The sequence below is a fragment of the Ralstonia mojiangensis genome, from assembly GCF_023955645.1.
Taxonomy (GTDB): domain Bacteria; phylum Pseudomonadota; class Gammaproteobacteria; order Burkholderiales; family Burkholderiaceae; genus Ralstonia; species Ralstonia mojiangensis.
The window spans coordinates 271,693-289,664 of sequence record NZ_JAMXHU010000002.1 but is presented as its reverse complement, the minus strand read 5'-3'; the positions used below and the strand labels follow the sequence as shown (position 1 = coordinate 289,664).

The 17,972-nt window shown below is 63.9% G+C and carries 18 protein-coding genes; 7 read left to right on the top strand and 11 right to left on the bottom strand.

What is annotated here, in order from left to right:
* Positions 1 to 2: 2 nt before the first annotated feature.
* From NG898_RS08070 to NG898_RS08060, 3 genes are all read left to right on the top strand, one after another.
* Entirely contained in the window at positions 3 to 1,094 is a 1,092-nt protein-coding gene (locus tag NG898_RS08070; protein ID WP_252691855.1) for a COX15/CtaA family protein, read from the top strand.
* A gap of 20 nt (positions 1,095 to 1,114) precedes the next feature.
* Positions 1,115 to 2,056 (top strand): heme o synthase, encoded by a 942-nt coding sequence (gene cyoE, locus NG898_RS08065; RefSeq protein ID WP_024976743.1) that lies wholly within the window; start codon positions 1,115 to 1,117, stop codon positions 2,054 to 2,056.
* Positions 2,057 to 2,125: 69 nt separating this feature from the next.
* Positions 2,126 to 2,731 (top strand): SCO family protein, encoded by a 606-nt coding sequence (locus tag NG898_RS08060; protein ID WP_252691854.1) that lies wholly within the window; start codon positions 2,126 to 2,128, stop codon positions 2,729 to 2,731.
* A 68-nt stretch (positions 2,732 to 2,799) separates the two neighbouring features.
* Here NG898_RS08060 and rpoH read toward each other — a convergent pair whose 3' ends face one another.
* The gene (gene rpoH / locus NG898_RS08055) at positions 2,800 to 3,693 is read right to left on the bottom strand and encodes an RNA polymerase sigma factor RpoH (RefSeq protein WP_392397851.1); all 894 of its coding nucleotides are present in this window, start codon (positions 3,691 to 3,693) and stop codon (positions 2,800 to 2,802) included.
* A gap of 235 nt (positions 3,694 to 3,928) precedes the next feature.
* Positions 3,929 to 6,847, bottom strand: a complete 2,919-nt coding sequence (locus tag NG898_RS08050; RefSeq protein ID WP_252691853.1) for a diguanylate cyclase domain-containing protein — start codon at positions 6,845 to 6,847, stop codon at positions 3,929 to 3,931.
* Between the two features lie 240 nt (positions 6,848 to 7,087).
* On the opposite strand from NG898_RS08050, the gene NG898_RS08045 reads away from it, so the two are divergent.
* The gene (locus NG898_RS08045; RefSeq protein WP_252691852.1) at positions 7,088 to 7,492 is read left to right on the top strand and encodes an OsmC family protein; all 405 of its coding nucleotides are present in this window, start codon (positions 7,088 to 7,090) and stop codon (positions 7,490 to 7,492) included.
* Between the two features lie 13 nt (positions 7,493 to 7,505).
* Positions 7,506 to 8,375, top strand: a complete 870-nt coding sequence (locus tag NG898_RS08040) for a pirin family protein (protein WP_252691851.1) — start codon at positions 7,506 to 7,508, stop codon at positions 8,373 to 8,375.
* Between the two features lie 14 nt (positions 8,376 to 8,389).
* Here the strand turns inward: NG898_RS08040 and ybiB are convergent, their stop codons facing one another.
* The 7 genes from ybiB to NG898_RS08005 form a co-directional block, all read right to left on the bottom strand.
* Positions 8,390 to 9,400 (bottom strand): DNA-binding protein YbiB, encoded by a 1,011-nt coding sequence (ybiB, locus tag NG898_RS08035; RefSeq protein WP_252691850.1) that lies wholly within the window; start codon positions 9,398 to 9,400, stop codon positions 8,390 to 8,392.
* A gap of 374 nt (positions 9,401 to 9,774) precedes the next feature.
* On the bottom strand, positions 9,775 to 10,179 hold the full coding sequence (locus NG898_RS08030; protein ID WP_252691849.1) for a VOC family protein: 405 nt from the start codon (positions 10,177 to 10,179) through the stop codon (positions 9,775 to 9,777).
* 103 nt (positions 10,180 to 10,282) lie between these two features.
* Positions 10,283 to 10,873, bottom strand: coding sequence for a Crp/Fnr family transcriptional regulator (locus tag NG898_RS08025; RefSeq protein ID WP_252691848.1), 591 nt, complete (start codon positions 10,871 to 10,873; stop codon positions 10,283 to 10,285).
* Positions 10,874 to 11,345: 472 nt separating this feature from the next.
* Positions 11,346 to 12,149: an ABC transporter ATP-binding protein gene (locus tag NG898_RS08020; RefSeq protein ID WP_102064436.1), complete on the bottom strand. Its 804-nt coding sequence runs from the start codon at positions 12,147 to 12,149 to the stop codon at positions 11,346 to 11,348.
* Between the two features lie 18 nt (positions 12,150 to 12,167).
* Positions 12,168 to 13,019 (bottom strand): nitrate ABC transporter permease, encoded by an 852-nt coding sequence (ntrB, locus tag NG898_RS08015; protein WP_252691847.1) that lies wholly within the window; start codon positions 13,017 to 13,019, stop codon positions 12,168 to 12,170.
* Between the two features lie 55 nt (positions 13,020 to 13,074).
* Entirely contained in the window at positions 13,075 to 14,355 is a 1,281-nt protein-coding gene (locus tag NG898_RS08010; RefSeq protein WP_252691846.1) for a CmpA/NrtA family ABC transporter substrate-binding protein, read from the bottom strand.
* 593 nt (positions 14,356 to 14,948) lie between these two features.
* Entirely contained in the window at positions 14,949 to 15,587 is a 639-nt protein-coding gene (locus tag NG898_RS08005) for an ANTAR domain-containing response regulator (RefSeq protein WP_092973443.1), read from the bottom strand.
* A gap of 148 nt (positions 15,588 to 15,735) precedes the next feature.
* On the opposite strand from NG898_RS08005, the gene NG898_RS08000 reads away from it, so the two are divergent.
* Together NG898_RS08000 and maiA are read left to right on the top strand one after the other, a co-directional pair.
* On the top strand, positions 15,736 to 16,437 hold the full coding sequence (locus NG898_RS08000) for a fumarylacetoacetate hydrolase family protein (RefSeq protein ID WP_252691845.1): 702 nt from the start codon (positions 15,736 to 15,738) through the stop codon (positions 16,435 to 16,437).
* 26 nt (positions 16,438 to 16,463) lie between these two features.
* A complete protein-coding gene (maiA, locus tag NG898_RS07995) occupies positions 16,464 to 17,108 on the top strand; it encodes a maleylacetoacetate isomerase (RefSeq protein WP_252691844.1) in 645 nt (214 codons plus the stop codon).
* 139 nt (positions 17,109 to 17,247) lie between these two features.
* On the opposite strand, the gene NG898_RS07990 is transcribed toward maiA, so the two are convergent.
* Positions 17,248 to 17,505 (bottom strand): hypothetical protein, encoded by a 258-nt coding sequence (locus NG898_RS07990; protein ID WP_252691843.1) that lies wholly within the window; start codon positions 17,503 to 17,505, stop codon positions 17,248 to 17,250.
* A gap of 63 nt (positions 17,506 to 17,568) precedes the next feature.
* The gene (locus tag NG898_RS07985; RefSeq protein WP_252691842.1) at positions 17,569 to 17,949 is read right to left on the bottom strand and encodes a hypothetical protein; all 381 of its coding nucleotides are present in this window, start codon (positions 17,947 to 17,949) and stop codon (positions 17,569 to 17,571) included.
* Positions 17,950 to 17,972 lie beyond the last annotated feature (23 nt).

Sequence of the window (17,972 nt, the reverse complement as noted above, 5' to 3'; positions counted from 1 at the left end):
CCATGCTGCTGCAACTTGCCTCTATCGGCATCCTGATCGCGTTGATCCCGCTGTGCTACGTGCTGGTCAAAGGGGATCGCAACAAGTACCGCAAGCTGGTGTGGATCACAGCCTTTCTGACGCTGGACCTCATCATGTTCGGCAGCTTCACGCGTCTGACCGATTCGGGTCTTGGTTGCCCGGATTGGCCAGGTTGCTACGGCACGTCCAACCCGTTCCACGCTCGTGACGACATCCATGCGGCGCAGACCGCCATGCCGAGTGGCCCCGTCACGTGGATGAAGGCGTGGATCGAGATGACGCATCGCTACTTTGCGCTTGCGTTGGGCGTTCTGATCATCACGCTGGTGGTGCTGGCGTGGGTCAAGCGCAAGGAGCTGAAACAATCCCCGTGGTATGCGACAGCCGTGCTGGCGCTCGTATGCGTGCAGGGGGCCTTTGGCGCCTGGACCGTCACGCTCAAACTGCAGCCGGCAATCGTGGTGACGCACTTGCTGCTGGGCATGTCGTTGCTGGCCGCGCTGATCTGGCTCGGCTGCAAGAATGATGTGCCGCGTGTGGTGGATGAACGTGGTGCCTCGTTGCGCGTTGCGGCGGCCATCGGGCTCGCGCTGCTTGTCGTGCAGATTGCGCTGGGCGGCTGGGTCAGCACGAACTACGCTGTGCTGGCCTGTACAGATTTTCCGCTGTGCAACGGCCAGTGGGTGCCGCCGATGGACTTTGCGCACGGCTTCACGTTCTGGCGTCAGCTCGGCAAGACCGCCGGCGGTGACTTTATCTCGCACGATGCGTTGGTGGCTATCCATTGGACGCACCGCGTGTTTGCAGTCGCTGTGCTGAGCCACCTGGCGTGGCTGGGCCTGCGTGCGCGTCGCATTGGCGGCATCGGCCGTGTCGCTACGGTGCTGCTCGTCGTGTTGGCCGTGCAATTGGCAACCGGCCTTTCGAACATCGTGCTGGGCTGGCCGTTGCTGGCTGCCGTGGCGCATAACGGCGGCGCGGCTGTGCTGCTGCTGCTGATGGTGCGTCTGCATTATCTGATCGGGCTCGCACAAGCGCGGGCGCCGATGCCTGTGGCGGCCGCCGTCGTCTGAAAGCTGTCTGACCGTTTTTTATGAATACCGTGGCAACCCCAACAACTTCCACTCAACTTCCTGGCTGGCGAACGACCGCATCGCAGTATGCGGCGCTCACCAAGCCGCGCGTCACGCAGCTTGCCGTGTTCTGCGCCGTGATCGGCATGTTCCTGGCCACCCCGGGCATGGTGCCGTGGCCGGTGCTGATTGGCGGCGCGGTCGGCATCTGGCTGTTTGCCGGCGCTGCCTTCGCCATCAACTGCCTTGTCGAGCGCAAGATCGACGCGATGATGCGCCGCACGGCCTGGCGTCCCTCAGCCAGCGGCGAGCTGGGCACGCGCCAGATCCTGGTGTTTTCGGTGGTGCTGGGCGGAGCGGGCATGTGGACGCTGCACGTGTTCGCCAACGACCTGACGATGTGGCTCACATTCGCCACCTTCATCGGCTACGCGATCATCTACACGCTGCTGCTCAAGCCGGCCACGCCACAGAACATTGTCATCGGCGGCTTGTCTGGAGCGATGCCGCCGGCGCTGGGCTGGGCGGCCGTCGCCAACAGCGTGCCGGCCGAAGCGTGGATCCTTGTGCTGATCATCTTCACCTGGACGCCGCCGCACTTCTGGGCGCTCGCGCTGTACCGCCGCGCAGACTACGCAAAGTCCGGCCTGCCGATGCTGCCGATCACGCACGGCGAGAAATACACGCTGCTGCATATCCTTCTGTACACGCTCATCATGATCGCCGCGACCATCCTGCCGTTCGTCTACGGCATGAGCGGCTATATCTATTTGGCGACAGCGCTGGTGCTCGGCTTCGGCTTCCTCTCGTATGCGTGGCGCATGTACCGCAAATATTCGGACGCGCTGGCGCAGAAGACTTTCCGCTATTCGATCATCTATCTGTCGATCCTGTTTGCCGCACTGCTGGTGGATCACTACTTCAAGTTCGGCCCGGCGCTCATGCAAAGCGCGGCGCTGTGACGCACGGCACCGCCAGCAAGCATGTGCCGTTGGCGGTACGCTAGGCGGTCTGTTTCCAACACGATGACCATGCTCTCTTTCCGACACCTCCGCGCCGCGCTCTTCGCCATGCTGGCCGTCGCCGTGCTGGCGCTGACGGCGTGCAGCGACAAACCCGCCTTCAAGAACCTCGACATCACTGGGTCCAAGAGCTTCGGCACCGATTTCTCGCTGACGGACCACACCGGCAAGCGCCGCACACTCGAAGATTTCCGCGGCAAGGTCGTCGTTATGTTCTTCGGTTACACGCATTGCCCGGATGTTTGCCCGACCACGCTGGCCGAACTGCGCGCTGTGATGGAAACCCTCGGCAAAGACGCCGACCGCGTCCAGGTGCTGTTTGTCACCGTCGACCCGGAGCGCGATACGCAAGACTTGCTGGCCAAGTACGTGCCTGCGTTCGATCCGCGCTTCATTGGCCTGCGTCCGGCAAACGAAGCTGAGCTGAAGAAGGTCGCGTCCGACTTCAAGGTGTTCTACAGCAAGGTGCCGGGCAGCTCGCCCGACAACTACACCATGGACCACACCGCCGGCAGCTACATGTTTGATCCAAAGGGCAACCTGCGGTTGTTCATCAAGCACGGCCAGGGCCCTGAGCCGATCGCCCACGACATCAAGCAATTGCTGGCCGACTGATCTCCGATCGCCGCTCCAAGAAAAAGCCCGCCAAATTGGCGGGCTTTCTTTATGGCGAGGCGGGCAGCTTAGGCGAAGGCCTGCAGCGCACCCTTCATCTTCTTCATCGCGGCCGATTCGATCTGGCGAATGCGCTCGGCTGACACACCAAACTCGTCGGCCAGCTCGTGCAGCGTCGAGCCGCCCGATCCGTCGTCATTCACGTTCAGCCAGCGGGCTTCAATGATGCGGCGGCTGCGGTCGTCCAGCTTGGCGAGGGCAGCTTCGATGCCTTCACTTTGCATGCGGTCGTTGCCGCGAGCTTCGATCACGCGGGTCGGCTCGTTGTGCGTGTCCGCCAGATAGGCGATCGGGGCAAACGACTCTTCGCCGTCGTCCATCTGGCCTTCCAGCGCGATGTCGCCGCCCGAGAGGCGCGTTTCCATCTCGCGCACTTCTGTGCCCTTGACGTTCAACTCGGCCGCTACGGCGTCGATCTCATCCGATGTGAAGGTCGCCTGCGCATCCTGCTTGTGGCTGCGCAGGTTGAAGAACAGCTTGCGCTGGGCCTTGGTGGTGGCCACCTTGACCATGCGCCAGTTCTTCAGGATGTACTCGTGCATCTCGGCCTTGATCCAGTGCATCGCGTACGAGACGAGACGCACGCCTTGATCCGGGTCGAAGCGCTTGACGGCCTTCATCAGGCCGATATTGCCTTCCTGGATCAGGTCGGCATGCGGCAGGCCGTAACCGAGGTAGCCGCGGGCGATCGACACCACGAGGCGCAGGTGCGATAGCACCAGCCGGCGGGCGGCATCGAGATTGTCGTTGTCGCGGTATTCGCGGGCCAGACGCTGTTCTTCTTCAGCCGTCAACATCGGCACACGGTTGACGCTCTGGATATAAGCGTCGATGTTGCCCAGGTTGCCGGGGAACGCCAGCGCCCATCCATTACCGGCGTTGCCGGACGGCTGGGTGGCGATTGCGGAAACGGTATTCACGGGGATGACTGCGTTCACTCAGGACTCCTGTCGAAATCCAGTGGAGGTTTGGAAAGGCATCTTAGCACTCCAACCGGATGAGTGCTAATAGGACATTTTTGTCCGGTTAATAGTTCCCGTAAATCAGGGTTGATTCTTCAATAGTGTGATGTTTGCGGCGCAACAAAAAGGGCGCCGCACCCAGTCATAGACCGTAGCGGTCGGTATCGGTTCTCGTCTATGCCGCGGTGTTACGGCCGCGTGACTTCGCCCAGTAAAGTGCGCGATCGGCTTCGCGTAGGGCGGCATCGGGGTCACGTACTTCGGGGCCCGGGCAGGCCACGCCGATGCTCGTTGTGACGTGGAGCACCGTGCCATCGGGCAGGTGGATGGGAGGGCGGATCGCGCCAACGATCTTCTGCGCCGTGTGCAGCGCATCGTCCGGGGCGTCGATGGGGTCGAGCAAGATGATGAACTCGTCACCTGCGAGGCGGGCGACGGTGTCTGTGCGGCGCACGGCACGTTGCAGGCGGTGCGCGACCTCTAACAGCACCGCATCGCCGGCAGCATGGCCGTAGGTGTCGTTGATGTGCTTGAAATGGTCCACGTCCAGATACAGCACGCCCAGCGGCGCAGGCAGGCGTTGACGGCGTTCCAGCGCGGCGCGCAGGCGCTCGTAGAGTTCGTAGCGGTTGGGCAGGCCGGTGAGGGCATCAAAGCGCGCCATGCGCGAAAGCTCCATCTCACTGCGCTTGGCTTCGGTCACGTCCTGCACGAAGGCGTAGAAACCGCAGCGGCCGTCGCGTGCTTCTCCGGCATCGGGGACGAGCTGGCCGCGGAAATGCCGGGTGCGGCTGCGCGGGCCGTTGGCGTGCGGCTTTTCGTACCAAGGCGCCGTGATCTCGAATTGGACGGATTCTCCGCGCTGGGCGCGCACCAGATACGGTGCCAGCAAGGCGTACGTGCCCGGCGTGAACACCCGCTCCGGCATCTGGCCGCAGACCTCCTCGGGCGTGCGCTGCAGCCAGCGCGCATGCGTGACGTTGCAGAAGGTGAAGACGCCGTCGGGGTTGATGTGCGACACCAGCAGCGGCGCGTTGTCGAGCACGAGCTTGAGCGCGCGTTCGCTGCGCCCCAGGGCCAGCTCGGCACTCGTGCGGGCCGTCAGATCCTGCAGCACCGAGAAATAGCCGCGTAGCGTGCCGCGATCATCGTAGTCAGGAAAGTAGTGGCCGCTCAGATAGCGGGGCACGCCGGTGCGCATGGACTGGATCTCGAACTGCACCGGGTAGCCGGCCAGCACCTCCGTCATGTAGGGCAGCAGCGTGCGGTAGTCCTCGGGGGCGTAGATGTCGCGCACGTGGCGGTCGAGCATCTCGTCTTCATCGCGGCCGAACGCTTCGAGCAGCGTGCGGCTGGCAAAGCGGACGATGCCGTCGGGGTCGACATAGCTGAGCTGCGCGGGCACGTTGTCGGCCACCAGGCGCAGTTGTTCGCGGCTGGCGCGCAGGGCGTCACGGCGGCGCTCAAGGCTTTCGTTGGCGGTGCGCAGCGCACGTTCGGATGCGGCGAGCCGGTTGGCAAACGGCCGTACCGTCAGGCGAATGGCCAGCACGCTGCCAATCATCAGGCACAGCATGAAGGCCGCCAGCCGCTCGAACTGCACACGCATCGGGGCATACAGCTCGGCGCTGGCGATCTTGCTGATCAGCGCCAGACCTGTGTGGCCGATGGGCGTGTAGCTGAACGACGTCGGCCTGCCGTGGATGTCCTGCCACTGGCCGTAGCCGGCCTCGCCCGCCAGCGCCAGGCGTGACGGCAGCGGCCGATGATCGACCGTAAGCTGCGGCAGCTCGAACACATACGCGTCAAAGCGCTGCGGAAACGACATGGCGCGGCCGCGCGCATCAAAGCCCGACATCGCCAGGGTTTCCGTCATCCCCGTGCCGCGTTGGTTGGTGTAGCGGCCTGTCATGTGGGCGAGCGGTTGCTCGGCGACCAGCCAGCCGATCTGCATGCCGTCTGCCATGACCGGTGTTTCGGTGCGCATGGCAAAACCATGTACCCATTGCAGCGTGACGCGCTCGGGCGCGAGGCCGGCGTGCAGCGGTATCGACAGTTCGGGTTCAAGCGTTTGCGTCCCCAGGCTGACGATGCCCTCGCCGGCGAGCGTACGCAGTTGCAGGTACGAGTAACCTTGCTCGCGATACGCCTGCAGCGCGCTCGCGCTGCGCAGGCGCGCTGCGTTGTCGGCCGGATGGCGCAGCACTTCCTGGATGTGCGTGGCAGCAGCCACCAGGCGCGGGTTTTCTGCACGCATGGCGAGCAGTTGGTCGAATTCTTCAGCGTAGCTGGAAAGCGCACGGGCCCGCGTGGTACCGAATGTCAGGGTGGCGCTATCCACCTGGATGATGAACGCCGTGATGGTGGCCCCCAGCCCTGCCACCACCACACAGCCGCCGCTGATCCAAACGATGGTGTCTTCCGGCGACAAGCGCAGGCGCAACAGGCCAGGATGCCGGGCCACCGCGGCGCACAGCACGCCCGTGACCACCAGCAGCGAGCACACGGCAGCCACGTCCGAGGCGCGCCACCGCAGCCACGCCGGATACAGATATTCGAGTGCCATGGCGCGGCCCAGCAGGTCGCCGGCGCAGAGCAGCATCGCTAGGCCGAGGAGCCCACAGAACCACCGCGCGCGGTGCGGTTTGTGCAGCGAGGGGACGAGGCTCAGGGCCGTCGCCGATGCGGCCATCGCCAGCGCGTGGCTGGGGTGCATCCCGCCAATCCATCCGGTCACCCATTGGCGGTCGAACCAGGCGTGCAGGCCAGGAAAATCGAGCCCGATCGGCCATCCCGTGATCATCTCGGCCAGCCGCAGCGTAGACAGCAACGCCACCGCGCCACTCAGCCCGCGTGCCGTCAGGTCTGCCCAGCGGGCGTTGGGTCGTACCGTCCCGACCAGCAGCGCCCCCAGGCCAGCGCCCAGCAGCGTCAGGTTGATCCCCGTGGCGAACACGATCAGCAGCCGGTCCGTGCCCAGCTTCACTGCCCATGGCCAATGCTGCAGCCAGCCGACCATCACGGTCAGCCCGACAAGGACGAGGAGGAAACCGATGCCGCCGGCAATGGCGACAAGCGGCCGGCGAGGAACCATGCAGGTGAGGCGTAAGCGGGGCGGTTTCAGGGCGGATGTCTTCTAACCGGAAGATCGGCGGAAAACCGCGCCGCTTGAGCGTTTCCACCCAAATGGGTGGGCCAAATTGCCATGTCTGCAATGTCGCGTGATCGACGGGTCATTGAATGCGGTGCACCCCGCACATGGGCTCACCTCCCGTGCCGTCACGCAAGTTAGCTACACTGCCCGGACATCGCAGACACCGTTACAGGAGCCGTCATGACCATCGTCGTCAGCAAGGACACCGAAGGCCTTTTCCGTCACAAGATCACCTTCCCCGAGGGCGTGACCTACACCGACGTGCCCAAGCCGGCAGGCGAGGGCAGTGCGCCCGATCCGCACGCCTACTTTGATGCAGCATTGGCAAGCTGCAAGGCGTTGACCGTGACGCTGTATGCACGCCAGCGCAAGTACCCGCTCGATTCGATCGATGTGGCCGTCGAGCACGACGGCAGCCAGGAGCGCCAGGGCCGCTACAAGCTGCGCACCGTGTTGACCCTGCACGGCGATCTGAGCGACGAGCAACGCGCCGACCTGCTGCGTGTGGCCGGCAAGTGTCCCATTCACAAGCTGATGACCGAGGTGGAGATCAGCGTCGATACCGAACTTGCCGAGCGCGCCTGAGGAGCTTTCCGTCATGACTTCCATTCAGCACATCATTGGTCCGCACGTGCGCGACCTGGGCGGTTTCTCGGTCAAGCGCGTGCTGCCCTCGGCGGCGCGCCAGACGGTCGGGCCGTTCATCTTCTTCGACCACATGGGCCCCGTGGATTTCGCTCCCGGCGAGGGCATCGACGTGCGCCCGCACCCGCACATCGGCCTGGCCACCGTCACGTATTTGTTCGACGGCAGCATGGTCCACCGTGACAGCCTCGGCAGCGTGCAGACCATCACGCCCGGCGACGTGAACTGGATGACGGCCGGCAACGGCATCGTCCACTCCGAGCGTTCCTCGCCGGAAGGGCGCGAAAAGGGCGCGCGCGTGCATGGCATCCAGACCTGGGTGGCGCTGCCGAAGGATCAGGAAAAGGTGGGAGCCAGCTTCGCCCACCACGCGGCCGACACGCTGCCCAAGCTCGAATGCCCTGGCGTGCAGGGCGTGGTCATTGCGGGGGATGCGTTTGGGCTGACGTCGCCCGTGAAGGTGAGTTCGCGCACGTTGTACGTGGCGCTGGAACTGGCGGCCGGTGCGTCGCTGGTGATTCCGCCCGAGCACGCAGACCGCGGGCTGTATCTCGTCGACGGCGCCGTCACCATCGACGGCGAGGCGCTCGACCCGCAGCACCTCGCCGTGCTGGAACCCGGCGGCGACGTGACGCTCACCGCGCAGGCATCGTCACGCGTGATGCTGCTGGGCGGCGACCCGACCGACGGCCACCGCCACATCTACTGGAACTTCGTCGCCAGCGACAAGGCCGACATTGAAGACGCCAAGCAGCGCTGGGAGAGCGACACCTTCGCCCACGTGCCGGGCGAGACGGAGCGCATTCCGCTGCCGTCCAAGTAAGACCGAGCGATCGATCAGGCAGCCTGCGCCGGTCGTGCACACCGCACGATCGCGCGGACCTGCTTGGCGATCGGCTCCGGCACCGGCTGCTTGCCGTCGAGCACCGCTTCAATCCACCGCGCCGTTGCCGCCACGTCCGTCCCCGCAGGCAATTCAGGCGGCGCGTCGCTCGATCCTTCCACTGCTTCAATCACGGTTTCGTGTGATCCGTCGTGCAGCCACTCCACCGCGCTGCCGCGACGCGCGTCAGCCACCGCCTCGCCTTCGGTGCCGCGTGCGAGCAGCACATTGGCCGGATGGCGCAGGAAGTAGTCGGTGAGCGTGTCGCGGTATTCCGGGTGCGTGTAGCTGACCAGCCGTAGCGCCTCGTGCGGAGCGTGTCCGCCAATGGGCTGCAGCATCTTCACCACCGTGTGGGCCGAATTGCGCAGGCCGACGATCTCGCGCTTGTCCAGCAGCGACGCCAGCTCGGGAGAGAGGACGTCGATCGGCACGTAGGCCAGGCGATCGCTCTCCAGGCGCTCGCGTGCGTCGTCCATGTGTTCGCAGACGGGCCAGCCAAGCGCTTCGAACAGCGCGGCCGTGGTGATGCGGCCGTCGAAGCGGCGAATGCCATGCACCAGCACCGGCACCCCTTCGCGCGCCAGCAGCTTGGCCAGCAGCGGCACGAGGTTTGGCTGGCGGCGGGCACCGTTGTAGCTGGGGATGACGACCGGCAACGCGCGATCAGGCGTATCCGGTGCCGGCAGCGGCCGGCAGTGCGCATGCGTGGCTTCCAGCATGCCGTCGAGTTCTTCCGGCGTCTCCCCTTTGATGCGGTAGGCCATCAGGATGGCGCCGAGCTGCACGTCGGAGATGCGGCCTTCCAGCATGGCGCTGAAAAGCGCGCGGGCGTCGTGCTTGACCAGGGCGCGGGCGCCGTCTGCGCCGCGGCCGATTTCCTTGATGAAGCGGGCTGCGGGGAAGGGGCCGGTGGTGGAGGCGTCTTCACTGGCGGTGGCGGGGAGGATGGGGGGAGCGGGCATCAGGGTGCTGGGCGGGGTGTTTGTGTGGGTTTGATCATAGCGCTGGGGTTTGGGCTGGCGCTAGCGTGGGACGTGGGATGTTTTCTTGTTGGCGGTGCATCCCTTGTTTCATCCCCTGCCGGGGCTGACTCACTTTCTTTGTCTTGCCAAAGAAAGTAAGCAAAGAAAGGCGCGCCCGAGATGGCGAAAGACTCCTTGAATTTCTGTCGCAGGGAGGGAGGGGAGGCAAACTCGCTGCGCTCAGACAGGCCTCCCCTCTTTTTCCTCTCTGCAACAGAAATTCAAGGCGCCATCTAGGGCAGGGACGTCAACGGCCACACCGGCGGTGGGCGGGGCGTGGCGATGTGCTTGTCGTTGCCCCGGCGCCCGGGGCGTCACGAACTCATCGCTGCCGGGTCCATCCACACAGCTTCCCAGATGTGGCCGTCCAGGTCGGCCAGGGCGCGGCCGTACATGAATCCCAGGTCCTGCTTCGGGTTGATGTCGGCCGTGCCGCCGCATTTCACTGCTGCATCGTTCATTTGGTCGACGGCGTCTTTGCTGTCGCAGGTCAGTGCGAGCATCACTTCGCTCGATCCGCTTTGCGGGAGCGGGCGGCTGGTGAACGTTTGCCACTTTGCGTGCGTGAGCAGCATCACGAAGATCGACTCGCTCCACACCATGCAGGCGGCCGTGTCATCGGTGAACTGCGGGTTGTTCGTGAAGCCGAGGGCTTCGTAGAAGGCTTTGGATTGCTGCAGGTTTGCGACGGGAAGGTTCACAAAGATCGACTTGGTCATGACAGGTCTCCTTGGGTTGGGGGCGAGCACTACGCTTGCCTGACCGAACGATACGGGCGCGAACCTTCTTGGCGCATTGACTATTGGTAAGACGCCATCCGGCCTATCCCACACCCAAGGCAATCGCTTTGCGCAGGCGGCTCAGGCTTTCCGGGGTGATGCCCAGCCAAGCCGCGATGTGATGCTGCTTCAGACGCCTGTGCAGATCGGGCTCACTGTCGATGAAGTTGCGATAGCGCTTCATCGCGCTGTCGTGACGGAAGGCGATTTCGACGGGTTCCTTTTCGATGATCCAGTGGCGCTCCATGTAATGGATGTAGAACGCCGCAATATCGGGGAACTGTGCAGTCAACGATCGAAACGCTGCGAATTCGTACTCCAGGACGCTGCAGTCTTCGATAGCGGTGATCGTAAATTGGCTCGGTTTGCCAAGCAGCGTCGCACTGACCGACCCGGCAATCCGGCCCTCCGGAAAGAAGTACTTGATGACCATGTCACCCTCCGGGCCGACATAGTGCTGGAAGAACAGGCCCTCCAGAACAAACGCGAACCGCGTCGGCACGTCCCCCGCCACGACGAGCGACTCGTCTCTCCGGTATTGCCGGGGTTGAAGCAGAGCAGCCCACGCCCGCTCCGCCTCTTCCGAGATTTCCGCATAGGTCCGGACCTTCCTGAAGAACGCTTCGGTATCCACTCGATCACTCTCCTGGCTTGGCACAGCGAACCGCCCTGGAGAGAAACGCAGCAGGGCCAAAGCTCGCCCCGCATTTGTACCAGAAGGGCCCTCCACCCACCCAGCCAGAGAGCCCACCAAGGATCAAGCAACCGAGCCACCAAGCAGGGAGCGGAGCGAACCGCCCACCCACCACCAACGCTGGAGGTCTACGCAAACGCCCAAACCACGCCGGTTTGGCCGTTGACGTTCCTGCCCTAGATGGCGCCTTGAATTTCTGTTGCAGGGAGGAAAAAGGAAGGGAAACTGTCTGAGCGCAGCGAGTTTTTCCCTTCCCCTCCCTGCGACATAAATTCAAGGGGAAGTCGCCATCTCGGGCGCGCCTTTCTTTTGCTTACTTTTCTTTGGCAAGACAAAGAAAAGTGAGTCGGCCCCAGCGGGGACGAAAGGGGGATGGACCACCAACATCAAAACCAAAACCCAACAACAAATCTCAAGCAGCCTCCGCCACCGGATGCCTCTGCTTCCGATACAGAAAATCCAACACCGCCGTCCGACAAGCGTGATAAGTCGCATCCTCCGCCAACGCCATCCGATCCCGCGGCCGCGGCAAATCCACCGTCAACACCTCACCAATCGTCGCAGCCGGCCCATTCGTCATCATGACGATGCGATCCGCCAGCAGCACCGCCTCATCCACATCGTGGGTCACCATCACCACCGTGCTGCCGGTCGCCGCCACGATCTTCAGCAGCTCATCCTGCAGATGCGCCCGCGTGAGCGCATCCAGCGCCCCAAACGGCTCATCCATCAGCAAGACCTTCGGCTCCATGGACAACGCCCGCGCAATCCCCACCCGTTGCTTCATCCCGCCAGAAATTTCATGCGGATGCTTCTGCTCGGCATGCGACAAGCCCACTAACGCCAGCGCCGCATGTGTGCGCTCACGCAGTTGCGCCTTGGTCTCGGTCTTGCCGAAGACGCGTTCGACGGCCAGATACACGTTGTCAAAGCACGTGAGCCACGGCAGCAGCGAGTGGTTCTGAAACACCACCGCCCGATCCGGCCCTGGCCCGGCAATCTCGCGCTCGGCCAGGATCAACCCACCCGTGGTCGGCCGCGTGAGCCCGGCAATCAGGTTAAGCAACGTCGACTTACCGCACCCCGAGTGCCCGATGAGCGCGATGCACTCACCGCGCGCCACCGTCAGGTCGATGTCGCGCAGGGCGACGAACGGGCCGCGCTTGGTCTTGAACGTCTGCCCGACGTTTTCAATGCGCAGGAATTTGTCTGTCATGGCGCTCCCCCAATGTCCTCAAACCGCGTCGTACGAGAAGCGCCGCGCAATCGCCAGCAGCGCATGTTCCAGCAGCAGCCCAACCACACCAATCACGAAGATCGCGATGACGATGTGCTCGACCTTCAGGTTGTTCCATTCATCCCACAGCCAGAAGCCGATGCCGACTCCGCCGGTGAGCATTTCCGCCGCCACGATGACCAGCCACGCCGTGCCGATGGACAACCGCACGCCCGTCAGCATGTACGGCAGCACCGCCGGAAACAGCACGCGCGTGAACACCTTCCACTCCGACAGGTTCAGCACACGCGCCACATTCAGGTAGTCCTGCGGCACGCGCGTGACGCCCACGGCGGTGTTGATCACCATCGGCCAGATCGAGCAGATGAAGATGGCCCAGATGGCCGCCGGGTTGGCCGACTTGAACAGCAGCAGCCCAATCGGCAGCCACGCCAGCGGCGACACCGGCCGCAGCAGGCTGATGATGGGCGAGGCCATCGCGTTGAGAAACGCAAAGCGCCCGATCAGGAAGCCTGCCGGAATGCCGATGACCGCGGCCATGCCGAAGCCCGCACCCACGCGCGCCAGCGACGCCAGCACGTTCCAGCCCACGCCCTGGTCATTCGGGCCATTGCGGTAGAACGGATCGGCAAACAGCGCGACCGCTGCTTTCCACGTCACCGCTGGTGTCGGCAATGCGGGGATGGCCGTGGCAATGCCCTGCCACGCCAGCACAAAGAGCACCAAGCCCAGCACGGGTGGAAAGCCGCGCACCACGGCGGCGACAAACCAGTCGCGCACGGCAAAGCTGCGGCGTTCAGGGGCGGCGTCGGACTGCACGCCGGACAACGTCTTGACGAGCGTGTTCATGTCGGGCTCCATCGATGTGAGGGACCGCAATCAGAAATTCGGAAGGCCGGAGGCGTCAGGCTTTCAGCTTGAAGCCGTCGGCATATGCGGCGGGGTTCTTCGCATCCCACACCACACCGTCGATCAACTTGGCCGTGCGCATGTCGCTCTTGGGCAGCGGCGTGCCGGTGGCGGCTGCCGCCTGCTTGAAGATGTCGATGCGGTTGACCTGCTTGGCGACGGCCAGGTAATCCGGATGCGCTTTCAGCAGCCCCCAGCGCTTGTGCTGCGTGAGGAACCACATGCCGTCCGACAGATACGGGAAGTTGACCGCGCCGTCGTGATAGAAGCGCATCGGGTCCGGGTCGTCCCACGTCTTGCCCAGGCCATTGGTGTAGCGGCCGAGCATGCGGTCGAGAATGATGTCCATGTCGGTGTTGACGTAGGACTTGGCGGCGATGGTCTCGGCCGTCTTGCGGCGGTTCGACGCCGACGCATCGATGAACTTGCTTGCCTCCAGCACCGCAGCCGTGAGCGCACGCGCCGTGTTCGGATACTTCTGCACGAACTCTGCCGTGGTGCCCAGCACCTTCTCCGGGTGGTCTTTCCAGATGGCCTGTGTGGTCTCGGCGGTAAAGCCGATGTTGTCTGCAATTGCGCGGGCACCCCACGGCTCGCCCACGCAATAGCCATCCATGTTGCCTACGCGCATGTTCGCGACCATCTGCGGCGGCGGCACGGTGATCGCCTTCGCATCCTGCAGCGGGTGGATGCCGTGCGCAGCCAGCCAGTAGTACAGCCACATCGCGTGCGTGCCGGTCGGGAAGGTCTGAGCGAACACATATTCGCGCTTGTCCTTCGCCATGACGGCCTTCAACGACGCGCCATCCTTCACGCCTGCTTCCTTGAGCTTGGATGACAGCGTGATCGCCTGGCCGTTGTTGTTGAGCGTCATCAGCACGGCCATGTCCTTCTTGGGGCCGCCGATGCCGAGCTGCACGCCGTAGATCAGGCCGTACAGCACGTGCGCCGCATCCAGGTCGCCCGATACCAGCTTGTCGCGCACGCCCGCCCACGAGGCTTCTTTCGACGGCGTGATCTTGATGCCGTACTTCTTGTCGATGCCCAGCGTGGAGGCCATGACCACCGAGGCGCAGTCCGTGAGCGGGATGAAGCCGACCTTCAGCTCCGTCTTCTCGGGCGCATCGGAGCCGGCGGCCCAGGCGCCGGCACGCACCAGCGGATCGATCAATGCCACGGCACTGCCTCCTGCAATCGTCGCCGCGGCTTTCATGATGCTGCGGCGCTTGGGGTTGATCGGGTTGACGAGAGCGTCGGTCTTGTCTGGCGCGGCCATCCATGGCTCCAAAGAAAAGGCGTCCCGACGCAGGACTGCCGCCCATCCGCAAAGAGGGTCGCGCTGCCGTGCATCGGGACGCCGTTGTCCCGTGCCGATACCCACGTTGGCACCGGCTTCGCAGCGACACTTGCAAGGGGTATGCCAACGTTGAGGGATGGGGCTCGGCTATCCGAGTTCGGAGCTCCACGCGCCGAGCTTTTTGCTCGGCGTTCCGAGCTCGGAGCTCGGCGCGTGAGGCTTTTAGCTCGGCGATTGAGGCTCAGAGCTCGGCGCGCGAGGCTTTTAGCTCGGCGGTTGAGGCTCAGAGCTCGGCGCGTGAGGCTTTTAGCTCGGCGGTTGAGGCTCGGAACTCGATGTGTGAGGCTTTTAGCTCGGCGGTTGAGGCTCAGAGCTCGGCCGTTGGGGCTCAGAGCTCGGCGTGCGAGGCTTTTAGCTCGGCGGTTGAGGCTCGGAACTCGGCGCGCGAGGTTTCTAGCTCGGCGATTGGGGTTCTGAACTCGGCGGTTGAGGTCCGGAACGCCGCGCGCGACTGGTGCGTTTCCAGCGCCGGAGTTGTGCGGCGCACCAAAACTGGGCGGCGGCCCGGCCGATCAACTGGCCATCACATCGATCACGCGTTGGGCCGCTTCCACCAGCTTGATGTTGCGGTCCATCGCCATCTTGCGCAGGCGTTTGAAGGCGTCGTCCTCCGACAGGCTCATCTGCTTCATCAGCAGGCCCTTGGCGCGTTCGAGCACCTTGCGTTCGGCCAGCTGCGTCTTGGCGGTGTCCAGCTCGGCGCGCAGCGCACTCTCGTGCTCGAAGCGAGCGTAGGCAACATCCAGCACGGCCTTGACGCGCGTGGGCTTGATGCCGTCGACGATGTAGGCCGTAATGCCGGCGGCAAACGCCGTCTTGATGCGTGTGGCGTCGTCGTTGTCGGTAAACAGCACGATCGGGCGCGGCGCATGCTGTGTGGCCACGCAGACGTGCTCGATGGTGTCCCGCGCGGCCGATTCAGACGCGACGATGACCATGTCGGGCTGTGTCTCGGCAATGCGCTCTGGCAGCGTCAGGTCGGCATCCGCCAGGCCCACATCCACAAAGCCCGCCTCGGCCAGTCCGGCGCGGATCAGCTCGAGGTTGATCTGTTCAGCATCGAGCGGATCGCGCACCAGCAGCACGCGCATCGGCGCAGCCGGGTGTGGGGCGGCGGGCGGGGCGGATGGGGCGGGTGGTTTCGTTTGCATGGTGCAAAGTGGGGCAGAGTGCACGCCACTCATGCAAGAACCGCGCCGGGCCGGTGCGGGTGTATTCTCGCAAACTCGTCGGTCGCCGGGGGGCGGTGGCCGCAGTGTCCCCACCTGTTCCAATCCAGCTTAGCCTCAGGAGACCCGCATGACCGAGTTCGTCGTCACCCCGCCCGCCGTCAATGGCATTCCCGTCCGTGGCGGGCATGGCCAGTTTCCGGTGCGCCGTGTGTACTGCGTCGGCCGCAACTACGCCGCCCACGCCCGCGAGATGGGCTCCGACCCCGACCGTGAACCGCCGTTCTTTTTCTGCAAGCCGGCCGACGCCGTGCGCTACGTTGCCGACGGTGAGATCGGCCAGTTCGTCTACCCGACCGAAACCAAGGATTGCCACTACGAGATCGAACTGGTGGTCGCCATCGGCACGGGCGGCCGCGACATCTCCGTGGAAACCGCGGCCAACCACATCTACGGTTACGCCATCGGCCTGGACATGACGCGCCGCGACCTGCAGAACGCAGCAAAGAAGGGCGGCCGCCCCTGGGAAACCGGCAAGGCCTTCGACGGCTCCGCACCCATTGGCCCGATCGTGCCGGCCAAGGATGTGGCACACCCGGACAAGGGCGCCGTCACGCTGTCGGTCAACGGCCGCGAGCATCAGCGCGGTGATCTGTCGGACCTGATCTGGTCGGTGCCGGAAACCATTGCGTATCTGTCGCGCCTGTTCGAGCTGCGCCCCGGAGACCTGATCTACACCGGCACGCCCGAAGGCGTCGGCCCGGTGGCCGTCGGCGACCTGATGGTCGGCAAGATCGACGGCGTGGGCGAGCTGCACGTGAAGGTCATTTGATAGACCCGACAGAAGAGTCAGAAGCCATGTCGATCAAGCTGTACAACTATTTCCGCAGTTCGGCGTCGTTCCGCGTGCGCATCGCACTGGAGGTCAAGGGCCTGCCGTACGACTACGCGCCGGTGCACCTGCTCAAGGGCGAGCAGATGGCGCCCGACTTCGTCAAGCTGAACCCCGATGCGCTGGTGCCCGTGCTGTGCGACGGCACCGACGTGCTGAACCAGTCTTTGGCGATCGTCGAATACCTGGAAGAGACGCACCCCGAGCCCACGCTGCTGCCGGGCTCGCCGAGCAACCGAGCGCACATCCGCGCGATCGCTCTGGCCATCGCCTGCGAGATCCATCCGCTGAACAATCCGCGCGTGCTTAAGTATCTGAAGAACACGTTCAACGTGGAAGAAGAGGCGCGCAACGACTGGTATCGCCACTGGGTGAAGCTGGGGTTTGCGGCGTTGGAAACGCGGCTGTCACAGTCGCCGCTGACCGGCGCCTACTGTGTCGGCGACACGCCGACGCTGGCCGACGTGTGCCTCGTGCCGCAGGTGTTCAACGGCAAGCGGTTTGATGTGGCGGTGGAGGATTACCCGACGCTGGCACGCATCTTTGAGCACTGCATGGCACAGGAGGCGTTTCAGAGGGCTGCGCCTGGGGTGCAGCCGGATGCGGCGTGATTGAGATGTGGGGCGTCGCGGTGGCGGCGCCTTTTTTTCGCAGGAGCCAGCGCACTTTGATGTTGGACCTTACTCGTGAGCCTGGACTCGTATTGCGGATTGCTCGACCGATCCATCCAGACTTCAGCTCGGCAAGCGATCACTCCTGAATCTCGAATTGAAACGGGATTTCCGGCTGCACAAATCGCACTCGAACCTCTTTCTGGATTGCCACAAAACGCTGGCCCTCAAAGGTGTAATACGACAGCAGCAAGCCTGCTCGGTTTTCTTGCTGTGCGTCGAGCAGATACGTGTTCTTCGGGAAGGCGACCTTGCCATAGCCGGTCACCGTGACTGCCCTGCACGACGAGAGCAAGCTCGGCAGGTGCAGGAACGTCGCTTTGCCACGCAGCGGCAATGGGTCGAGCAGCAGATAGATCTGTGTATGTCGGTTGGCCTCGCCTGAGCCTGAGCTTGCCCCTTACACGCAAAGCGCGGCTGGATGGACAGTGGTCCTTGGAACCAGAAACACGCTTGCGCCTGGGGGATAGATGTCTGAGGGGTACTCTCCCGAGAAGGTCTTCGCTCGGCCAAAGCGATGGACGGCGCCATTGATGGTGATGCGATCTTGTGCAATCTCAACGCGCAAAGGCGTGCCTTCCAGAAACGCCCGAAGCTTCACATAGCTACCGGGTTGTCCCTGCACAGCATAGGTGGAGTTGTGATCGAATTCGATTGGCGCACCGAAAAGTCTGTGAGGTCGCGAGACGTAGAAGCTGTCGTAGTCTTCGAAAATCTTGGCAGCGCTAGCATTCGTCATTACGGCAATCGCTGCTGTAGCCAACATCACGGAAACTTTCATCGGTACGCCTTCGCCGCTGTGGC

Coding starts and splice junctions, on each gene's coding strand:
- cyoE (WP_024976743.1), top strand. CDS start 1,115: ATGAATACCGTGGCAACCCCAACAACTTCCACTCAACTTCCTGGCTGG.
- NG898_RS08030 (WP_252691849.1), bottom strand. CDS start 10,179: ATGACCAAGTCGATCTTTGTGAACCTTCCCGTCGCAAACCTGCAGCAA.
- NG898_RS08005 (WP_092973443.1), bottom strand. CDS start 15,587: ATGCAAACGAAACCACCCGCCCCATCCGCCCCGCCCGCCGCCCCACAC.
- ybiB (WP_252691850.1), bottom strand. CDS start 9,400: ATGCCCGCTCCCCCCATCCTCCCCGCCACCGCCAGTGAAGACGCCTCC.
- NG898_RS08045 (WP_252691852.1), top strand. CDS start 7,088: ATGACCATCGTCGTCAGCAAGGACACCGAAGGCCTTTTCCGTCACAAG.
- NG898_RS08010 (WP_252691846.1), bottom strand. CDS start 14,355: ATGGCCGCGCCAGACAAGACCGACGCTCTCGTCAACCCGATCAACCCC.
- maiA (WP_252691844.1), top strand. CDS start 16,464: ATGTCGATCAAGCTGTACAACTATTTCCGCAGTTCGGCGTCGTTCCGC.
- NG898_RS08000 (WP_252691845.1), top strand. CDS start 15,736: ATGACCGAGTTCGTCGTCACCCCGCCCGCCGTCAATGGCATTCCCGTC.
- NG898_RS07985 (WP_252691842.1), bottom strand. CDS start 17,949: ATGAAAGTTTCCGTGATGTTGGCTACAGCAGCGATTGCCGTAATGACG.
- NG898_RS08050 (WP_252691853.1), bottom strand. CDS start 6,847: ATGGTTCCTCGCCGGCCGCTTGTCGCCATTGCCGGCGGCATCGGTTTC.
- NG898_RS08040 (WP_252691851.1), top strand. CDS start 7,506: ATGACTTCCATTCAGCACATCATTGGTCCGCACGTGCGCGACCTGGGC.
- NG898_RS08070 (WP_252691855.1), top strand. CDS start 3: ATGCTGCTGCAACTTGCCTCTATCGGCATCCTGATCGCGTTGATCCCG.
- NG898_RS08060 (WP_252691854.1), top strand. CDS start 2,126: ATGCTCTCTTTCCGACACCTCCGCGCCGCGCTCTTCGCCATGCTGGCC.
- ntrB (WP_252691847.1), bottom strand. CDS start 13,019: ATGAACACGCTCGTCAAGACGTTGTCCGGCGTGCAGTCCGACGCCGCC.
- NG898_RS08020 (WP_102064436.1), bottom strand. CDS start 12,149: ATGACAGACAAATTCCTGCGCATTGAAAACGTCGGGCAGACGTTCAAG.